Source organism: Polaribacter butkevichii (genome assembly GCF_038024105.1).
GTDB lineage: Bacteria > Bacteroidota > Bacteroidia > Flavobacteriales > Flavobacteriaceae > Polaribacter > Polaribacter butkevichii.
The window spans coordinates 2,302,456-2,319,549 of record NZ_CP150661.1 but is presented as its reverse complement, the minus strand read 5'-3'; the positions used below and the strand labels follow the sequence as shown (position 1 = coordinate 2,319,549).

Annotated in this window: 15 protein-coding genes; 11 read left to right on the top strand and 4 right to left on the bottom strand. The window is 30.8% G+C overall.

Annotation, left to right across the window (positions count from 1 at the left end; all coding sequences use genetic code 11):
* Window positions 1–309 precede the first annotated feature (309 nt).
* From WG951_RS09820 to trxA, 7 genes are all read left to right on the top strand, one after another.
* On the top strand, window positions 310–1,422 hold the full coding sequence (locus WG951_RS09820; protein ID WP_105049970.1) for an efflux RND transporter periplasmic adaptor subunit: 1,113 nt from the start codon (window positions 310–312) through the stop codon (window positions 1,420–1,422).
* A gap of 4 nt (window positions 1,423–1,426) precedes the next feature.
* Window positions 1,427–4,627 carry an efflux RND transporter permease subunit gene (locus tag WG951_RS09815; protein ID WP_105049971.1) on the top strand — a complete coding sequence of 1,067 codons (3,201 nt, stop codon included), beginning with the start codon at window positions 1,427–1,429 and terminating at the stop codon, window positions 4,625–4,627.
* On the top strand, window positions 4,614–5,933 hold the full coding sequence (locus WG951_RS09810) for a TolC family protein (RefSeq protein WP_105049972.1): 1,320 nt from the start codon (window positions 4,614–4,616) through the stop codon (window positions 5,931–5,933). The genes WG951_RS09815 and WG951_RS09810 overlap by 14 nt, the downstream gene beginning before the upstream one ends.
* 66 nt (window positions 5,934–5,999) lie before the next feature.
* Window positions 6,000–6,131: a hypothetical protein gene (locus WG951_RS09805; RefSeq protein ID WP_262510187.1), complete on the top strand. Its 132-nt coding sequence runs from the start codon at window positions 6,000–6,002 to the stop codon at window positions 6,129–6,131.
* Between the two features lie 97 nt (window positions 6,132–6,228).
* Window positions 6,229–6,861: a Crp/Fnr family transcriptional regulator gene (locus WG951_RS09800; protein ID WP_105049973.1), complete on the top strand. Its 633-nt coding sequence runs from the start codon at window positions 6,229–6,231 to the stop codon at window positions 6,859–6,861.
* A gap of 52 nt (window positions 6,862–6,913) precedes the next feature.
* Window positions 6,914–7,933: a c-type heme family protein gene (locus tag WG951_RS09795; RefSeq protein WP_105049974.1), complete on the top strand. Its 1,020-nt coding sequence runs from the start codon at window positions 6,914–6,916 to the stop codon at window positions 7,931–7,933.
* 11 nt (window positions 7,934–7,944) lie between these two features.
* Complete coding sequence (gene trxA / locus WG951_RS09790; protein ID WP_105049975.1) at window positions 7,945–8,244, top strand: thioredoxin; 300 nt, start codon at window positions 7,945–7,947, stop codon at window positions 8,242–8,244.
* A 51-nt stretch (window positions 8,245–8,295) separates the two neighbouring features.
* On the opposite strand, the gene nadB is transcribed toward trxA, so the two are convergent.
* Together nadB and nadA are read right to left on the bottom strand one after the other, a co-directional pair.
* Complete coding sequence (gene nadB / locus WG951_RS09785) at window positions 8,296–9,885, bottom strand: L-aspartate oxidase (RefSeq protein ID WP_105049976.1); 1,590 nt, start codon at window positions 9,883–9,885, stop codon at window positions 8,296–8,298.
* A gap of 9 nt (window positions 9,886–9,894) precedes the next feature.
* Entirely contained in the window at window positions 9,895–10,890 is a 996-nt protein-coding gene (gene nadA, locus WG951_RS09780; protein ID WP_105049977.1) for a quinolinate synthase NadA, read from the bottom strand.
* Between the two features lie 105 nt (window positions 10,891–10,995).
* Here nadA and WG951_RS09775 point away from each other — a divergent pair, with 105 nt between their 5' ends.
* Complete coding sequence (locus WG951_RS09775; RefSeq protein WP_105049978.1) at window positions 10,996–11,577, top strand: methyltransferase domain-containing protein; 582 nt, start codon at window positions 10,996–10,998, stop codon at window positions 11,575–11,577.
* A 73-nt stretch (window positions 11,578–11,650) separates the two neighbouring features.
* Here WG951_RS09775 and WG951_RS09770 read toward each other — a convergent pair whose 3' ends face one another.
* Together WG951_RS09770 and WG951_RS09765 are read right to left on the bottom strand one after the other, a co-directional pair.
* Complete coding sequence (locus WG951_RS09770) at window positions 11,651–13,753, bottom strand: TonB-dependent receptor domain-containing protein (RefSeq protein WP_105049979.1); 2,103 nt, start codon at window positions 13,751–13,753, stop codon at window positions 11,651–11,653.
* Between the two features lie 66 nt (window positions 13,754–13,819).
* On the bottom strand, window positions 13,820–14,194 hold the full coding sequence (locus WG951_RS09765; RefSeq protein ID WP_105049980.1) for a hypothetical protein: 375 nt from the start codon (window positions 14,192–14,194) through the stop codon (window positions 13,820–13,822).
* A 188-nt stretch (window positions 14,195–14,382) separates the two neighbouring features.
* On the opposite strand from WG951_RS09765, the gene WG951_RS09760 reads away from it, so the two are divergent.
* The 3 genes from WG951_RS09760 (at window position 14,383) to WG951_RS09750 (ending at window position 17,094) form a co-directional block, all read left to right on the top strand.
* Complete coding sequence (locus WG951_RS09760; RefSeq protein ID WP_105049981.1) at window positions 14,383–15,105, top strand: peroxiredoxin; 723 nt, start codon at window positions 14,383–14,385, stop codon at window positions 15,103–15,105.
* 116 nt (window positions 15,106–15,221) lie between these two features.
* Window positions 15,222–15,665, top strand: coding sequence for an OsmC family protein (locus WG951_RS09755; protein WP_105049982.1), 444 nt, complete (start codon window positions 15,222–15,224; stop codon window positions 15,663–15,665).
* 97 nt (window positions 15,666–15,762) lie between these two features.
* Complete coding sequence (locus WG951_RS09750) at window positions 15,763–17,094, top strand: cytochrome ubiquinol oxidase subunit I (protein WP_105049983.1); 1,332 nt, start codon at window positions 15,763–15,765, stop codon at window positions 17,092–17,094.

Here is a 17,094-nt window from a genome sequence, read left to right as displayed (position 1 = left end):
TAAAAATTAATTTATACCTAACAAGAAAAGTTGCTAAGTACAAGTGTAGATAGTGCATTAAAACAAAATGTTTTCTAACTTTTTAAAATTGATTGCTATTCTAAAACGAGCGTATAGTTTTATTATTTTACATAGATTTAAAGATGTAAAAAAGAGTAATCCTATCAGTTTTAGAGCCAAAATCATCAATTATAACGTTTCTTTAACATTCTTAAATGTTAACTCTTTAAGGTACTGTGCGTCATAAAACTATATTTGCAAAAACGCAATACTTTTTAAGTATCAATATAAAAGTACAATTAACCAATTATGAGAAAAACAATTCTAGCCATTCTAGGACTTTTAACAATTGTAGGAGCCATCTTTTTAGGTAAATATCTTGTTGATAAAAATCAAAAACCAAAACCAAAGTTTAAGAAACAGATTAAAACTGTTTTTGTAGAAAATGTAGAAAATAAAGAGATTCCTATTGTGTTAACTGCAAGTGGAAACTTAACGGCTAAAAATAAAATTGAAATTTTTTCTGAAGTTTCTGGTATTTTAAAACCTTCTAATAAGTTATTTAAAGCAGGTACAAATTATAGCAAAGGCACCACGTTATTAAGTATTAATAGCGATGAATTTTACGCAAGTTTACAATCTCAAAAAAGTAATTTAAACAACCTAATTACTGCAATTTTACCAGATTTACGGTTAGATTATCCTGTGGCTTTTACAAAATGGGAAACTTATGTTAAAGGTTTTGATATGAATAAAACAACGCCTAAACTACCTGATTTTTCTACCGATAAAGAAAAATATTTTATTTCTGGAAGAGGAATCTTAACAGCATATTACAATGTTAAGAATTTAGAGGTTCGTTTGTCTAAATACCAGATTAGAGCTCCTTTTACAGGGATTTTAACAGAAGCTTTGGTAAGCCCTGGCTCTTTAGTAAGAGTAGGTCAGAAATTAGGAGAATTTATAGACCCAAGTGTTTATGAAATGGAAGTTTCTGTAAATTCTAAGTTTGCAGATTTATTAAAAGTTGGTAATGCTGTAGCACTTTCTAATTTAGAAAAAACAAAGAAATATACAGGTAAAGTAGTTCGTGTAAACGGTAAAGTAGACCAAGTATCGCAAACCATAAAAGCCTTTGTAGATGTTTCTGATAAAGATTTAAAAGAAGGTATGTTTTTAGAAGCAGACTTGGTTGCTAAATCAGAAAAAGACGCCATTGAAATTTCTAGAAAATTATTGGTAGATAATACTGCTATTTATACTGTTAAAAACGATAGTATTTTATCTTTAGTAAACGTTAATCCTGTTTATTTTGGTGATGAAAAAGTGGTGATAAAAGGATTAGAAAACAACCAGAAAATTTTAACACAAGTGTTACCTGGTGCTTTTGACGGTATGATTGTAAAAATTAATAAGAAGTAATTAGATGAAAAAAATAATTACTTATTTTATAAAATATCCTGTTGCTGTAAATGTATTTATTATTGCATTTGTAGCCTTTGGTTTAGTGGGGGCTTTTAGTATGAAATCGTCTTTCTTTCCATTAACAGATTCAGAATTAATAAACATTTCTTTAGCATATCCAGGAGCATCTCCTACAGAAATGGAAGAAGGTGTGGTCTTAAAAATTGAAGACAACCTAAAAGGAATTGTTGGTGTAGAACGTGTAACGTCTGTTTCTAGAGAAAACGCTGCAACGGTAAGAATAGAGGTAGAAAAAGGTAAAGATATAGATGTTGTTTTAACAGATGTAAAAAATGCGGTAGATAGAGTTCCGTCTTTTCCTTCTGGTATGGAGCCGGCTGTAATAGCTAAAGTAGAAAGTATAAGACCAACTATTAGTTTTACCGTTAGTGGAGATAATATTCCGCTAAAATCTTTAAAACAATATGCTAGAAATATAGAAAACGATATTAGAGGTATCGAAGGAATTTCTCAAGTTACTATTTCTGGTTTTCCAGACGAAGAAATAGAAATAGCGGTTAAAGAAAACGATTTACGTGCTTTTAATTTATCCTTCGCAGAAGTAGCAAAAGCAATCCAAAACTCTAATCTTTTAATTACGGGTGGTAATATTAAAACGGCTCAAGAAGATTATTTAATTAGAGCAAGTAATCGTTCTTATTACGGAGTAGAATTGCAAAACTTAATTGTAAGAACAGAAACAAACGGACATATTATCCGTTTAAAAGACATTGCAGAGGTTAAAGATACGTGGTCGGAAACTCCAGATAGATTGTATTACAACGGTAATTTAGCAATTGATATTTCTATTAGTAATACCAATAATGAAGATTTGCTTTCATCAGCAGATAAAATTAAGGATTATATTGATAAATTTAATCAGCAAAACCAAAACATACACTTAGATATTACAGATGATAGAAGTGTAACATTACAAGGAAGAACCATGCTTCTAATAGAAAACGGAATCGTGGGTATTTTATTGGTTTTATTTTTTCTAGCACTCTTTTTAAACTTACGTTTGGCAATTTGGGTAGCCTTTGGTTTGCCTGTTGCATTTTTAGGAATGTTTATTTTAGCGGCTCAGTTTGATGTTACCATTAATATTTTATCTCTTTTTGGGATGATTATCGTTATCGGTATTTTGGTGGATGATGGAATTGTAATTGGAGAAAACATTTATCACCATTATTACGATTTAGGAAAAACCAAAATTCAGGCAGCAATAGACGGAACGATGGAGGTAATTCCGCCAATTGTTTCTGCAATTCTAACAACTATTATTGCTTTTTCTACCTTGTTTTTTGTTGATGGAAGAATTGGTAATTTTTTTAGTGAAGTATCTACAATTGTACTTTTAACATTAACCGTTTCCTTAATAGAAGCATTGGTTATTTTACCTGCGCATATTGCACATTCTAAAGCTTTAGATAGAAAACGTTTAGAAGAAGGTGCAGCAGCTAAAATGAATGGAGTTGATGCTTTTTTTAATAAGATAAATAGGTTTGCAGATGGAGCTTTGACTAAAGTAAATGAAAAATTTTATGTTCCTTTTTTAAAGTTTTCTTTAAAAAATAAAGTATTTGCTTTTGCCATGCCAATTGCCTTGTTAATTTTTAGTTTAACCTCTATTGGTGGTGGTATTGTTAGAACTTCTTTTTTCCCTTCTGTAGCAAGTGATAAAATTCAGGTAACTTTAAACATGCCACAAGGTACCAACGAAACAATTACAGATTCTATAATTTCATCTATAGAAGAAAAGGTTTGGTTGATAAATAAAGAATACACTGCAAAGCAATCTGGAGACGAACAAGTTGTTCAGAATGTAATAAAAAGGGTTGGTCCAGGAAGTGCAAATGCAACTTTAAGTATTAATTTATTAGCAGGAGAAAGTAGAGAGTTTTCATCACCAGAAATAACAAATTCTATTAGAGAAAAAGTAGGAAAAGTATATGGTGTAGAAAGTCTAATTTTTGGTTCTGGAGGAAATTTTGGAGGAAGTCCTGTTGCGGTTTCTTTGTTAGGAAATAATATTGAAGAGCTAAAAGCAGCAAAAGAAGAACTGAAATTAGTGTTAGAAAATAATCCGCTTTTAAAGGATATTTCAGATAATGATCCTGCAGGGATAAAAGAGGTAAGTATTACATTAAAAGATAACGCATATTTACTCGGGCTTAATTTACAGTCTGTGATGGCGCAAATACGTAATGGTTTCTTTGGGTTTCAGGCACAACGTTTTCAGCGTGGACAAGATGAAATTAAAGTTTGGGTGCGTTACAAAAAAGAAGATAGATCTTCTATTAAAGATTTAGATGATATGCGTATTGTGGCTCCAAACGGAACAAGAATTCCGTTTTCTGAAATAGGAACTTACGAAATTAGAAGAGGCGATATTGCTATTAATCATTTAAATGGTAAAAGAGAAATACAAGTTTCTGCAGATTTAAAAGATGCTAAAGAAAGTGCAACAGAAATTTTAGATGATATTAAAACGCGTGTAATGCCGCTAATTCTTTCTAAATATCATTCTGTAACACCACTTTACGAAGGTCAAAATAGAGAGGCTAAAAAGACAACAGATTCTTTAGTTTGGTTAAAATGGATCATTTTAGCCTTAATCTATATTGTAATTGCGTTTACATTTAGATCTTACAGTCAGCCAATTTTATTGCTTTTAATGATTCCTTTTAGTATGATTGGTGTTGTTTGGGGGCATTTTATTCACGATTTTTCTATCAATATTTTATCTTGGTTAGGTATTATTGCTTTGGTGGGTATTATGGTAAATGATGGCTTGGTTTTAATAGGGAAGTTTAACAGTTATTTAAAAGAAGGTATGTTGTTTGACGATGCATTAATTATGGCAGGTCAATCTCGTTTTAGAGCCATTTTCTTAACATCTTTAACTACAGTTGCAGGTTTAGCGCCTTTAATGTTAGAGAAGAGTAGGCAAGCTCAATTTTTAATTCCGATGGCAATTTCTATTTCTTACGGAATAGCGGTTGCAACTATTTTAACCTTGGTAATGTTGCCACTGTTACTATCTGTTTCTAATTCGATAAAAGTGGGCATAAAGTGGTTAAAAACAGGAGAAAAAGTAACTAAAGAAGAAGTAGAAAGAGCTATTATAGAATCTAAATTTGACGAAAATGAAGGTCATTAGAAATACACTATTAGTAGTCGGTTTTTTATCGACTTTACAAGGAATTTCGCAAGAAATTCTAACAAAGAAGGAAGCACTAGAAATTACGTTAGAAAATAATTTTGGGATTAAAATAGCCAACAATAATTTAGACGTTGCAAAAAACAATAAAAGTATTTATAATACAGGTTTTTTACCAACCGCTACGGTTACTTCTGGTGCAAATTATAGTAATAATAACCAAACTATTTCTCGTCAAGATGGTACTTCTACGAGTGTAGATGGCGCTGTAACAAAATCGTATAATGCTTCTGTAGGTTTAAATTATATCCTTTTTGATGGATTGGGCAGAAAGTACAATTATCAACAATTAAAAGAGACGTATAATTTAACAGAATTACAAGCTAGAGAAACGATAGAGAATACCTATTTACAATTGTTTACAACGTATTTTCAAATTGCAAGATTCTCTGAAAATAAAGAGAATTTAAAAGAAGCCTTGTCTATTTCTAAACAAAGGTTACAAAGAGCAAAATATCAATATGAATATGGGCAATCTACTAGGTTAGAGTTGCTAAATGCAGAAGTTGATGTAAATAATGATAGCATTACTTTAATAAACGCCAATCAGCAATTAAGCAATGTTAAACGTGGTTTAAATATTATTTTAGGGATAGAAAAAGAAGTGAATTTTGAGGTGGAAACCGAAGTTGTATTTAGCAAAATGATGAATTTTGAGGAACTTCAGCAAAAAACAATCGCCAATAATTCTACCTTAAAACAAAACGAAAAAAACATTGCCATTAGTGAGTTTAACATCAAAATAAACAAAGCAAACTATTTACCCTCTTTAGGTTTAAATACTTCTTATGGATGGAACAAAAGCGAAAACCCTGCAACTTCTTTTTTAGCGGCTTCTACTTCTAATGGATTAAATGCAGGTTTAAGTTTGTCTTGGAGTTTGTTTGATGGAGGAAGCACAAAAACAAGAGTTGACAATGCTAAAATTGCTTTAGAAAATCAACAAATATTATTAGCACAACAAAAAGTTACAATAGAGAATAATTTAAAAAATACTTGGGAGAATTATCAAAATCAATTATTTATTTTAAAGGCGCAAGAAAAAAATGTTTTAACTACTCAAAATAATTTTGATAGAACCAAAGAACGTTACAAATTAGGGCAAGTTACTTCTATAGAATTTAGGCAAGCTCAGATTAATTTTATCAACTCTAAAACAGCGTTTAACAATGCAAAATTTGATGCTAAATTAATAGAATTACAGTTGTTACAGTTAAGCGGAGATATTCTAAATGAGCAGTTTTAAAAACTGATTTTAATCATATGTTAAAATATTTTTATATATTAATTTTGAATTCAAAATTAGAAGAATATGAATTTTTTAACCATACCACAGGTCTCTTGGGTAAATGGCACAATTATGATTGGTATTTTTGCACTGGTTGTAGTAGGCTTAGTTGTAGCTGTTTACTTATTAATGAGCACAGATAAAAAAGCAAAATAGATATCTCTATTTTTATTGATGCCTGAGTTTAACTCGGGCTTTTGTTGTTCTATTAAAATCTATTTCACTATTTTTATAGATGAAAAAATAAGGAATAATGATAAGTAAACTAGAAAGCAATTTTGGGTATCTTTTAGAGAAAGATTTAATTTTAGAAATTCAAGAATTAGGTGTTTCTAAAGAGTTTAAAGAAGATACCACAATTATTGAGGTTGGAGATTATATAAAATCGATGCCTTTATTAATTTCTGGAGCTATTAAAATTCTTAGAGAAGATGAAGATGGTGATGAAATAGTTTTATATTACTTAGAAAAAGGAGACACTTGCGCCATGACCCTTTCTTGTTGTATGGGGCAAACCAAAAGTAAAATTAGAGCCGTTGCAGAAACAAATGTTGAGTTAATTATGTTGCCTAAAGAAAAAATGGCAGAATGGTTAGGGAAATATAAAACGTGGCAAGCCTATATTTTACAAACATATCATCTTAGAATGGATGAGCTTTTAGAGGCTTTAGATACCATCGCTTTCTTAAAAATGGATGAACGCATTTTTAAATATTTAAAAGACAAAGCAATGGTTACTCATAATGATCTTTTACATGTTACCCACAAACAAATTTCTGAAGATTTACATACGTCTAGAGTTGTAGTATCTCGATTATTAAAAAAATTAGAAAACGAGCGTAAAATAGAACTTTTTAGAAATAGTATTAAAGTTTTAGAACTGTAACATTAGTTACTGAATAATAATAAAATACATCCTATTTTTGTAATAAAAATAGATGAAATTTTTCAGTTTATTTATAGCACTGGCTTTTATATTTGGATGTAAAGATGCCAAAAAGACTCCTTCTTATTCTAAAAAGGCGGTTTCAGAAACACAAGAACATGTTGGTAAAAAGTTAATGGAAACAAACTGTTATGTTTGCCATAATGCTACCACACCAGAAGATAACCGAATTGCACCACCAATGATTGCTATTAAAAAAAGGTATTTAATGGGAAATTCTACAAAAGCTTCATTTATAGCATCGATGCAAAACTGGATTAAAAACCCAACCAAAGAAAATGCTATAATGTATGGCGCTGTTCAACGTTTTGGTTTGATGCCTAAACAGGCTTTTCCTGAAGAAACGATTCAGCAGATTGCAGATTATATGTTTGAGTCTGAAATAGAAAAACCAGCATGGTTTGACGAGCATTACAATCAACAACACGGAAACGGAAACGGAAATGGCAGAGGTAATGGAATGGGCAGAGGTAATGGAAACGGAATGCAAAGACAGCAGCAAGGTGCTAATTTTAAAAACCTATCTTACAGTGAAAAGGGGTTAAAATATGCACTAGGTACCAAAGCTGTTTTAGGAAAAAACTTAATGGGAACAATTCAAAAAAAAGGAACCTTGGCAGCATTAAAATTTTGTAATGTAAAAGCATATCCTCTAACAGATAGTATGTCTGTAGTATATAAAACAAGTATAAAAAGAGTTTCAGACAAACCAAGAAATGCAAGTAATGCCGCTAATAATTTAGAGAAAGAATATATTACTGTTTTTAAAAAAGACGCCCAATTAAATAAAGAGTCAGAACCGATTGTTGTTGAATCTGCAGAAAATGTAAAATTTTATTATCCAATTAAAACAAATAGTATGTGTTTGCAATGTCATGGTAAACCAAACCTAGATATTAAAAGCAATACTTTAGCTGAAATAAATAAGTTATACCCAAAAGATTTAGCTGTTGGCTATACAGAAAATCAAGTAAGAGGAATTTGGAGTATTACCTTTCATAAACAATTATAAAATTCTTAGGCATGAGCAATTTTTTAGACGTTATTAATCAAGACAAACCTGTTTTAGTAGATTTTTTTGCAGAATGGTGTGGGCCTTGTAAAACAATGAGTCCTATTTTAAAAGAAGTAAAAGATGCTTTAGGAGATAAAGTATCTATAATTAAAATTGATGTTGATAAAAATCAATCTTTAGCAGCTAAATATCAGGTTAGAGGTGTACCAACGTTTATTTTATATAAGTCTGGTAAACAGGTTTGGAGACAGTCTGGAGCCGTACAAAAAACAGCATTAATTACTGTTATAAATAATCTGGGGGGATAATTATTATAATAGTAATAGTTGAAAAGCATCTGATTAAAGTCAGGTGCTTTTCTACTTAGAAATACAATCTAAACTGTAAAAACCACCACAATTAACAGTTCTCTTTTTAGAGAATTGGGTAATTAAATATGCGGTTGTAATTAAATTTCTTAACTCGCATAAATCTACAGAAAGTTCTGAGTGATCATATAAACGTTTGTTATCTTCATACAATACTCTTAGTTTTTTTTCAGCACGTTTTATGCGCTCGTTAGAACGTACAATACCCACATAATTGGTCATAATCGTTTTTACTTCATTTCGATCGTGCGCAATTAATATTTTTTCCATGTTTTTAATAACGCCATTGTCATTCCAAACAGGAATATCTGTTGGCATTTTAGCGTTATCATATTTTTTAGAAATATTTAAAAAGGCATTGTGTGCGTAAACCAAGCCTTCTAATAAAGAGTTAGACGCCAATCTATTTCCGCCATGTAACCCCGTTCTAGTTACTTCGCCACAAGCATATAATTTTTTAATAGAAGTCTTTGCTTTTTTATTAACATTTACACCACCGCAAATATAATGAGAGGCTGGTACAACCGGAATATAATCTTTGGTAACATCTATATTTAAAGAAGCACATTTTTCTGTGATATTAGGAAAATGCTCTTTAAATTTATCCATATCTAAATTAGTACAATCTAAATATACATGTGGTTTTCCACTTTTCTTTAATTCGTTATCTATAGCTCTAGCAACAATATCTCTAGAGGCTAATTCTTGTCTTTCATCATATTTATGCATAAAGAAATCACCATTGTAATTTCTTAATCTAGCACCAAAACCTCTTACGGCTTCAGAAATTAAAAAAGCAGGGTATTCTCCTGGGTTGTACAACGCTGTTGGGTGAAACTGAATAAACTCCATTTCAGAAATTTCGGCTTTTGCACGGTATGCAATTCCTATTCCGTCTCCAGTAGCAACCACAGGGTTTGTTGTGGTTTCATATACTTGGCCATTACCACCAGAAGCTAAAACAGTAAATTTACTTACAAAAGTTTTTACTTTTGCGTTTTTTTCATCTAACACATAAGCACCGTAACAAGAAATTTTTCCGTTTCGTTTTGTCTTTCTCTTTTTTGTTTGATGTTCGGTAATTAAATCAATTGCATAATGATGCGTTAAAAAATCAATATTTTTAAGCGCATTTACTTGCGCTAATAAAGCACGTTCTACTTCTGCACCTGTTATATCTGTATGATGTAAAATTCTATTCTGAGAATGTCCTCCTTCACGACCTAAATCGTAATCACCATTTTCATTTTCATCAAATTGTGTTCCCCAATCAATTAATTCTTGTAGTCTATCTGGGGCATCACCTACCACCATTTTTACCACCTCTTCATCGCATAAACCATCACCTGCAACTAAAGTATCATTGATGTGTTGTTCAAAACTATCAACGGTTCTGTTGTAAACAGTGGCAATACCACCTTGTGCATACTTAGTGTTAGACTCACTTTGTTCGTCTTTAGTAACTATTGTAATTTTAGCGTCTTTAAACTTAGTGGCTGTTTTTAGCGCAAAAGTTAATCCAGAAATTCCAGAACCAATTACTAAAAAGTCTGTAGAAATTATTTTTTTATCAGGTAACATTTTAAGGCGTTATTTAGAAAGTTCTAACATTCTATTAATAGGAATAATTGCTTTTTTTGCTAATTCTTCTTCAACTTCTATGTTAGGTAATTCGTGTTTTAAACATAAATACAATTTTTTCATTGTATTCATTTTCATGTAAGCACACTCGCTACAAGCACAAGTATTATCTTCTTTAGCAGGAGCAGGAATAATTATTTTATCTGGGTTTTCTTTTAACATTTGGTATAAAATACCGGCTTCTGTAGCTACAATAAATTTTTTCTTTTTACTGTTTTTTACATGATTTAAAAGACCAGAAGTAGAACCAATATATTTAGCAACCTTAAGCATGTGTGCTTCAGATTCTGGATGCGCAATTAATTCGGCATCTGGATGCTCTTTATATAAGTCAATCAGTTTTTCCATAGAAAAAGCTTCGTGTACCATACAAGCGCCATCCCAAAGTAACATTTCTCTACCTGTTTCTTTGTTTAAATAAGCACCTAAATTTCTATCTGGTGCAAAAATTATAGGCTGATCTAAAGGAATTGCATCAATTATTTTTTTAGCGTTAGATGATGTACAAACGTAATCACTTAAGGCTTTAATTTCTGCAGAACAATTTATATAGGTAACAACAATGTGATCTGGATGTTGTTTTTTAAATTCTGAAAATTTTTCTGGCGGACAAGAATCTGCCAATGAACAACCCGCTAATAAATCTGGTAAAAGAACCTTTTTAGTTGGGTTTAATATTTTTGCAGTTTCTGCCATAAAATGAACTCCTGCAAAAATAATCATATCTGCATCTGTTTTGGCAGCTTGTTGTGCCAAAGCTAAACTATCACCAACAAAATCTGCAATTTCTTGAATTTCATCAATTTGATAATAGTGTGCTAAAAGAACTGCATTTTTTTCTTTTTTTAGCTTTAAAATCTCCTCGACATAATTTATATCAGGAGTTTCTATATCTAAAAATCCTTTTTTAGTAAGATTTTTCTTTGCAGTTTCTAAAGTTTCCATAAAAAGTGTTTATTTTGAACTATAGTGCAAATATAAACTCTATTTTGTTGGTAAGAAAATGATTGACCTCATTCTATTAAATAATAGATTATAATTTACTAAAAAATGAACTTATCGGAAGAATTTTGGGATAAAAAGTATCTAAATAATAAGGTTGGTTGGGATTTAGGAGTTGTTTCTCCTCCTTTAAAAATGTATTTTGATCAACTTATTAATAAGGATTTAAAAATACTCATACCAGGTGGTGGAAATTCTTACGAAGCAGAATATCTTTTTAACCGTGGTTTTAAGAATGTTTTTGTGGTAGATCTTTCTAAAACTGCTTTAACAAACCTAAAAAATAGAGTTGTCGGTTTTCCGTCATCACAATTAATTCATGCTAATTTTTTTGATGTCGAAACTACTTTCGATTTGGTGATAGAACAAACTTTCTTTTGTGCTATAGATCCACTTTTAAGAGAAAAGTATGCGTTAAAAATGCATCACTTATTAAGAGCTAAGGGTAAATTGGTGGGTTTGCTTTTTGATGCAAAACTAAATGAAGATCATCCACCTTTTGGTGGAAATAAAAACGAATACATTTCTTATTTTGAACCCTTTTTTACAATGGATGTTTTTACAAAATGTTACAATTCTTATGCAAATAGGCAAGAAATGGAGTTGTTTATGAAGTTTGTAAAAAAATAAAAGATGATGTATAAAAAAACCTCAAAGGGTTTTAAAATCTTTGAGGTTTGTATAGCGTAGGTTTTGGTTTTAACTAGAATACATACTGTAAAAAAGCAGAGAAATTACGTCCTGGTTCTGTAATTGGCGTTCTTCCAAAATCTGCTTGGTTTGTAAATGAAAAATTTAAATGACTATTATAGCCTTTATCAAATACGTTTAAAACAGCAACACCTAAGGTTACATTTTTAAGTGGTTTGCCTCCAAAACGAAGATCTAAAGTTTGATATCCATCTGTACTGGTTTCTCCATAGCTTTCAGAAATATTATCTTGTTTAGAAACTAGATTATATTGTGCGTTTGCCCATAATTTTTCTTTTTCGAAACCAAGTGATAATTTGGTTGTAAAAGGAGGGGTTAAGGGTAAAGATTCATCTAAATCTTTGTTTTTTGTATACACGTAAGAAAATTCTGTTTTAAAATTATAGTTCTCTAAAAAATCTAGTCTAGCCATGGCTTCGAAACCTGTTTTGTAAGCTTCATCTAAATTTTGAAAAACTTTTACATTGGTGGGTTCTGCGGTAGGGTTAAATTTTCTTGTAATGTTTGGGTTTACAATACCAACAATGTAGTTTTCGAAATAAGAATAATAAACAGAAGTTTCGAATTGAAAACTATTAAAGCCATTTTTAAGTGCTTCAAAACCTTTAATCCCTATTTCGAACTGATTGTTTATTTCTGCTTTTAAATCTGGGTTTCCAATATATTCATACGGATCTTGTCCTACCGTAAAATGATTTATAAAACGCTCAATCATATTTGCAGTTCTGGTTCCACGACCATAAGCGACTTCTAATATATAGTTGTCAGAAATTATTTTTTTAACCGAAACAGTTCCGCTAAAAGTGTGTTCTGTGCGTTTTTTTAAATTATACATGGCTGCAAAATCTGCTTCTGGATCTTTAATATCAGAAGTTACATTGTCATAACGAACACCTGCAGTTAAAATGGTGTTTTCTGCTAAATTGTATCTTGCTTCTGTAAAAACACCAAGATCTGTAATATAAGAATCTTGCCAAACTTTATCATTAAATGTTTTTGGAGTAGCTAGTTTGTTGCCATTCATTATTTTTACAATTCTGGTTCTTCCACCATCTCTTGCAATATTCATAATATCAACTCCAGAAAATATATCTAGGTTTTTAGAAGGTTTCCAATTCATTTCAATTTTACCACCAATAGTTGTTGCCTCTACGGCAGAAGCGGCTTCCATCATCATAAAAGAAGGTCTGTTGTTATTGGTCATTAAATGATCTACATAACTATGGTATCCCTTTACGGTAATAGATTTTATTATTTCTGCAATATTGTCTATTTTGTAATCTACAGATAAAATGCTACTGTTATCATAATCAGTATCCATAGGCAAAGCGGCATGTAAAACATCTCGTCCAAAAGATTGTCTCCAGTCTACTTTTAAACGCTGATTTTGTGTAAAGTTATAGCCAACTTTAATTCCGTAATCAGAGCTTCTAAAAGATGACGGAATTGTGGTTCCAAATCCATCTTTATAATTACCAAAATCACGATAACCAACATTGGTAACAATATCAAATTTTTCATTGATATATTTTAGTTCTGCTAAGCTTACAAGAGAATTTCCGTTGCTTTCAAAGCCACCAGATACTTTTCCGTGTAAACCATAATCGTTATAATCTGGTTTTTGTGTAACAAGGTTAATAATTCCACCAAAAGTAGCGCCATATCTAACCGTGTATGGACCTTTAATAATTTCAATTCTCGAAATTTCTTCAGGAATAATGTGTGTTGTTACAGGATCCATTCTGTTAGGGCAGGCATGCATTGCTTTTGTGCCACCGTCATATTGAATGTTTAATTGTTCGTACTGTGCGCCTCTAAAAGAAGGATCTATGGCATAATTACCTCTTTTAATTACAGAGAAACCGTTAATGTTGTTAAACAAATCGGCAACATTTTTTGGTTGTACAATTTTTTTAGCATATTGATTAGTGATAGCGCTAAATACAGGGTCTTTTTTTGTTTTTCCTGTAATTATAACCTCATCTAGTTGTACTGCTTTTTGTTTGGCACTATCTTTTTTTGTGTTCTCTTTTTCTTGACTATAAGACGTAGCCGAAATTAGCGCGCATAAAAGCACTTTATAAAATATTTTCATTGATAATTGTTTTTATTTTTAGGTATTTAATGTTTTATAGAAACTCTATAAAATGAAAAAAAACAATTAAGCGTTTGGTGGATGAAAATAAGTAGTTGCTAATTTAAAATAGTAAAGATTTAAATACTGAAAAGTTGGTTTGTTTTGATAGGTGTTTTTAGTAAAATGAAAAGAAGAAATTTTTTGATTGTAAACCAAAATATCTTTAAAATTGATGAGTTCTACAGGTTGATTTTTTTCTTGATTGGCTGTTTTGTTAATCTTTTTTAAATGGCATTTACCATTACATTGTAGTTCTGGTTTGTCTTTATTTTCGCAAAAAGTCTCAATAAAACCTGTTGTATCTAAATTATAATAGATGTACGTTATAGAAACTCTTAAACTGTTGTAAAGTATAAGAGTACTGAATAATATAGAGAAAATTAGTTTCCAGTTTTTCACAAATACAAAATTAGAAGATATAAGTATCTTTTATTATGACTTTTATCATTTAAAGCTTCTACTGCTTTTAGGTTTGTTAGTGTGATACAATAGTATCGTTATATTTTTAATGTCTTTGCTACTTATGTTACAAAAAAGAAGCCGTATGAAGTGTAATTTTACACTGTAAAAGTTAAAATATTATACTTATGAATACCTTAGAAACAGTAGAACAAGAAGTTTTTAGAATGCCAAGAATTGGAGATAAAGCTCCTCAATTTACAGCAACTACCACGCAAGGAGAAATTAATTTCCCTTCAGATTATAAAGGTAAATGGTCTATATTATTTAGTCATCCTGCAGATTTTACGCCAGTTTGCACTTCAGAGTTTATGACATTTGCGCATTTAGAAGAAAAATTTGAAAAAGCCAATTGTAGTCTTATCGGTTTATCTATTGATGGTTTATACAGTCATATTGCATGGTTAAGAACCATTAAAGATAAAATTGAATTTAACGGAATGAAAAATATAGAAGTGAAGTTTCCTTTAATCGAAGACATTTCTATGAATGTTGCCAAAAAATACGGAATGATTCAACCAGGAGAAAGTAAAACACAAGCCGTTAGAGCAGTATTTTTTGTAGATCCTAATGAAACTGTTAGAGCAATTATTTATTACCCATTAAGTTTAGGGCGTAATTTTGATGAATTATATAGAGCATTAATTGCTATGCAAACATCCGATGAGTTTAATGTAGCAACTCCTGCAGATTGGAATCCTGGAGACGATGTAATTGTATCTCCTGCTGGATCTTGCGGTGTAGCAGAAGAAAGAATGACTTCTACAGAAGAGTTAGATTGTAAAGATTGGTTTTTCTGTACTAAAAAACTAGATAAAGATTTAGTTTTAGATACAATTTTAAAAAAATAATAATTTTATTAATTTCTTACAAAAGAGACTAGTGTTTTAAAACGGTCTCTTTTGTAATATTAGTTACAAATAGCTTCTAATTAAGAACCTAAATTTGTGCATTAAATATCAATAAAATGGGTAAAGAACATTTTTATCAAGTTAACGTAAATTGGAAAGAGAACAGAAAAGGAGTGTTAAGTTCTAACGTTTTAGATGAAAAAATAGCAATAGCTACACCTCCAGAATTTCCTAAAGGAGAAGCAAATATTTGGACACCAGAACATTATTTTGTAGCCGCAATTAATGGTTGTTTAATGACGACCTTTTTAGCTGTGGCAGAAAATTTTAAACTCAATTTTGTGAATTTTGAATCGAATGCGGTAGGAAAACTAGAAATGGTAGACCGCAAATTTATGATGAGCGAAGTAGTTTTAAAACCAATTGTTACAATTTCTAATGAAGCCGATATTGATTTAGCTAAAAAAGTGGTAGAAAAATCAGAAAATGCATGTTTAATTTCTAATTCTGTAAATTCTACGATTAAATTAGAAATAACAATTAAAGTAAAAAAAGACTAAAAACTTATGTAAAAACAAGATAAGATAAGGTCTAAAATACTTATTTTTATTGTGTTTTTCATTCACAAAAATAATCGTACAATTAATAAGATTTTCTATGGAGGATATGCTCTTTTATGATCGATTGCAATTTGCATTTACCATTACGTTTCACTACATTTTTCCGCAATTAACAATGGGTTTATCTTTGTTAATTGTTTTTTTTAAGTGGAGGTATTTAAGGAACAGTAATGAACAATATAACAATGCTGCTAAATTTTTAATGAAGATTTTTGCCATTAATTTTACAATGGGTGTTGTAACAGGAATTCCGATGGAGTTTCAATTTGGTACCAATTGGGCAAAATTTTCTGAATTAACAGGAGGTATTATTGGTCAGACTTTGGCAATGGAAGGGATGTTTTCTTTCTTCTTAGAGTCTTCCTTTTTAGCGCTCTTTATTTTTGGTGAAAAACTAATGGGGCAAAAACTTCATTTACTAACAGGTTTTCTTGTGTTTTTAGGCTCTTGGGCAAGTGGTTGGTTTATTTTGGCAACCAATGCTTGGATGCAACATCCTGTAGGTTATGAAATTTTAGAAAACGGTAAATTTGTGTTGCAAAACTTTTCCGCATTATTTAGTAATCCTTGGCTTTTACCTGCTTTTTTACACAATCAATTGGCATCTGTGGTAACTTCATCTTTTGTGGTAGCAAGTATAGGGGCTTTTTATGTGTTAAGAAACAAACAAGTAGAATACGGTAAGTTGTTTTTAAAAGTGGGTGTTACCTTTGGTCTGGTTTCTAGTTTACTAGTTGCTTTTCCTACGGGAGATTGGAATGCTAAAAACGTAGCTAAACATCAACCTGCAGCTTTTGCTGCCATGGAGGGGATCTTTGAAACCGAAGAAGCTGGAGCAGAAATTGTTTTAATTGGTCAGCCAAATATGGTTGAGAAAAAACTAGATAACAAAATAGCAGTACCCAACATTTTAAGTTTTTTAACGCACCAAGATTGGAATAAGCAAATTCCGGGAATGGACCAATTTAAAAAAGAAGAATTACCAGATAATATTCCTGCACTTTATTATTCTTATCATATAATGGTTGGTTTAGGTACTATTTTTATAGGGGTTATGGCGCTTGCCCTTTTCTTTTTATGGCGAAAAAAACTGTTTACTTTAAAACCATTACTTTGGGTAATTATGTTTTTGGTTCCGTTTCCATACATTGCAAATCTTACAGGTTGGTATGTAGCGGAATTAGGTAGACAACCGTATTTGGTGTATGGTTTATTAAAAACAAGTGACGGTATTTCTCCAACAGTTTCATCGGGTAATACATTATTTACATTGTTAGGCTTTGTTGCTCTGTATATGCTGCTAGGTTTATTATTTTTAGTATTAGTTGGTAAAACCATTAACGTAGGTCCAAAACCGCAAACACATTAA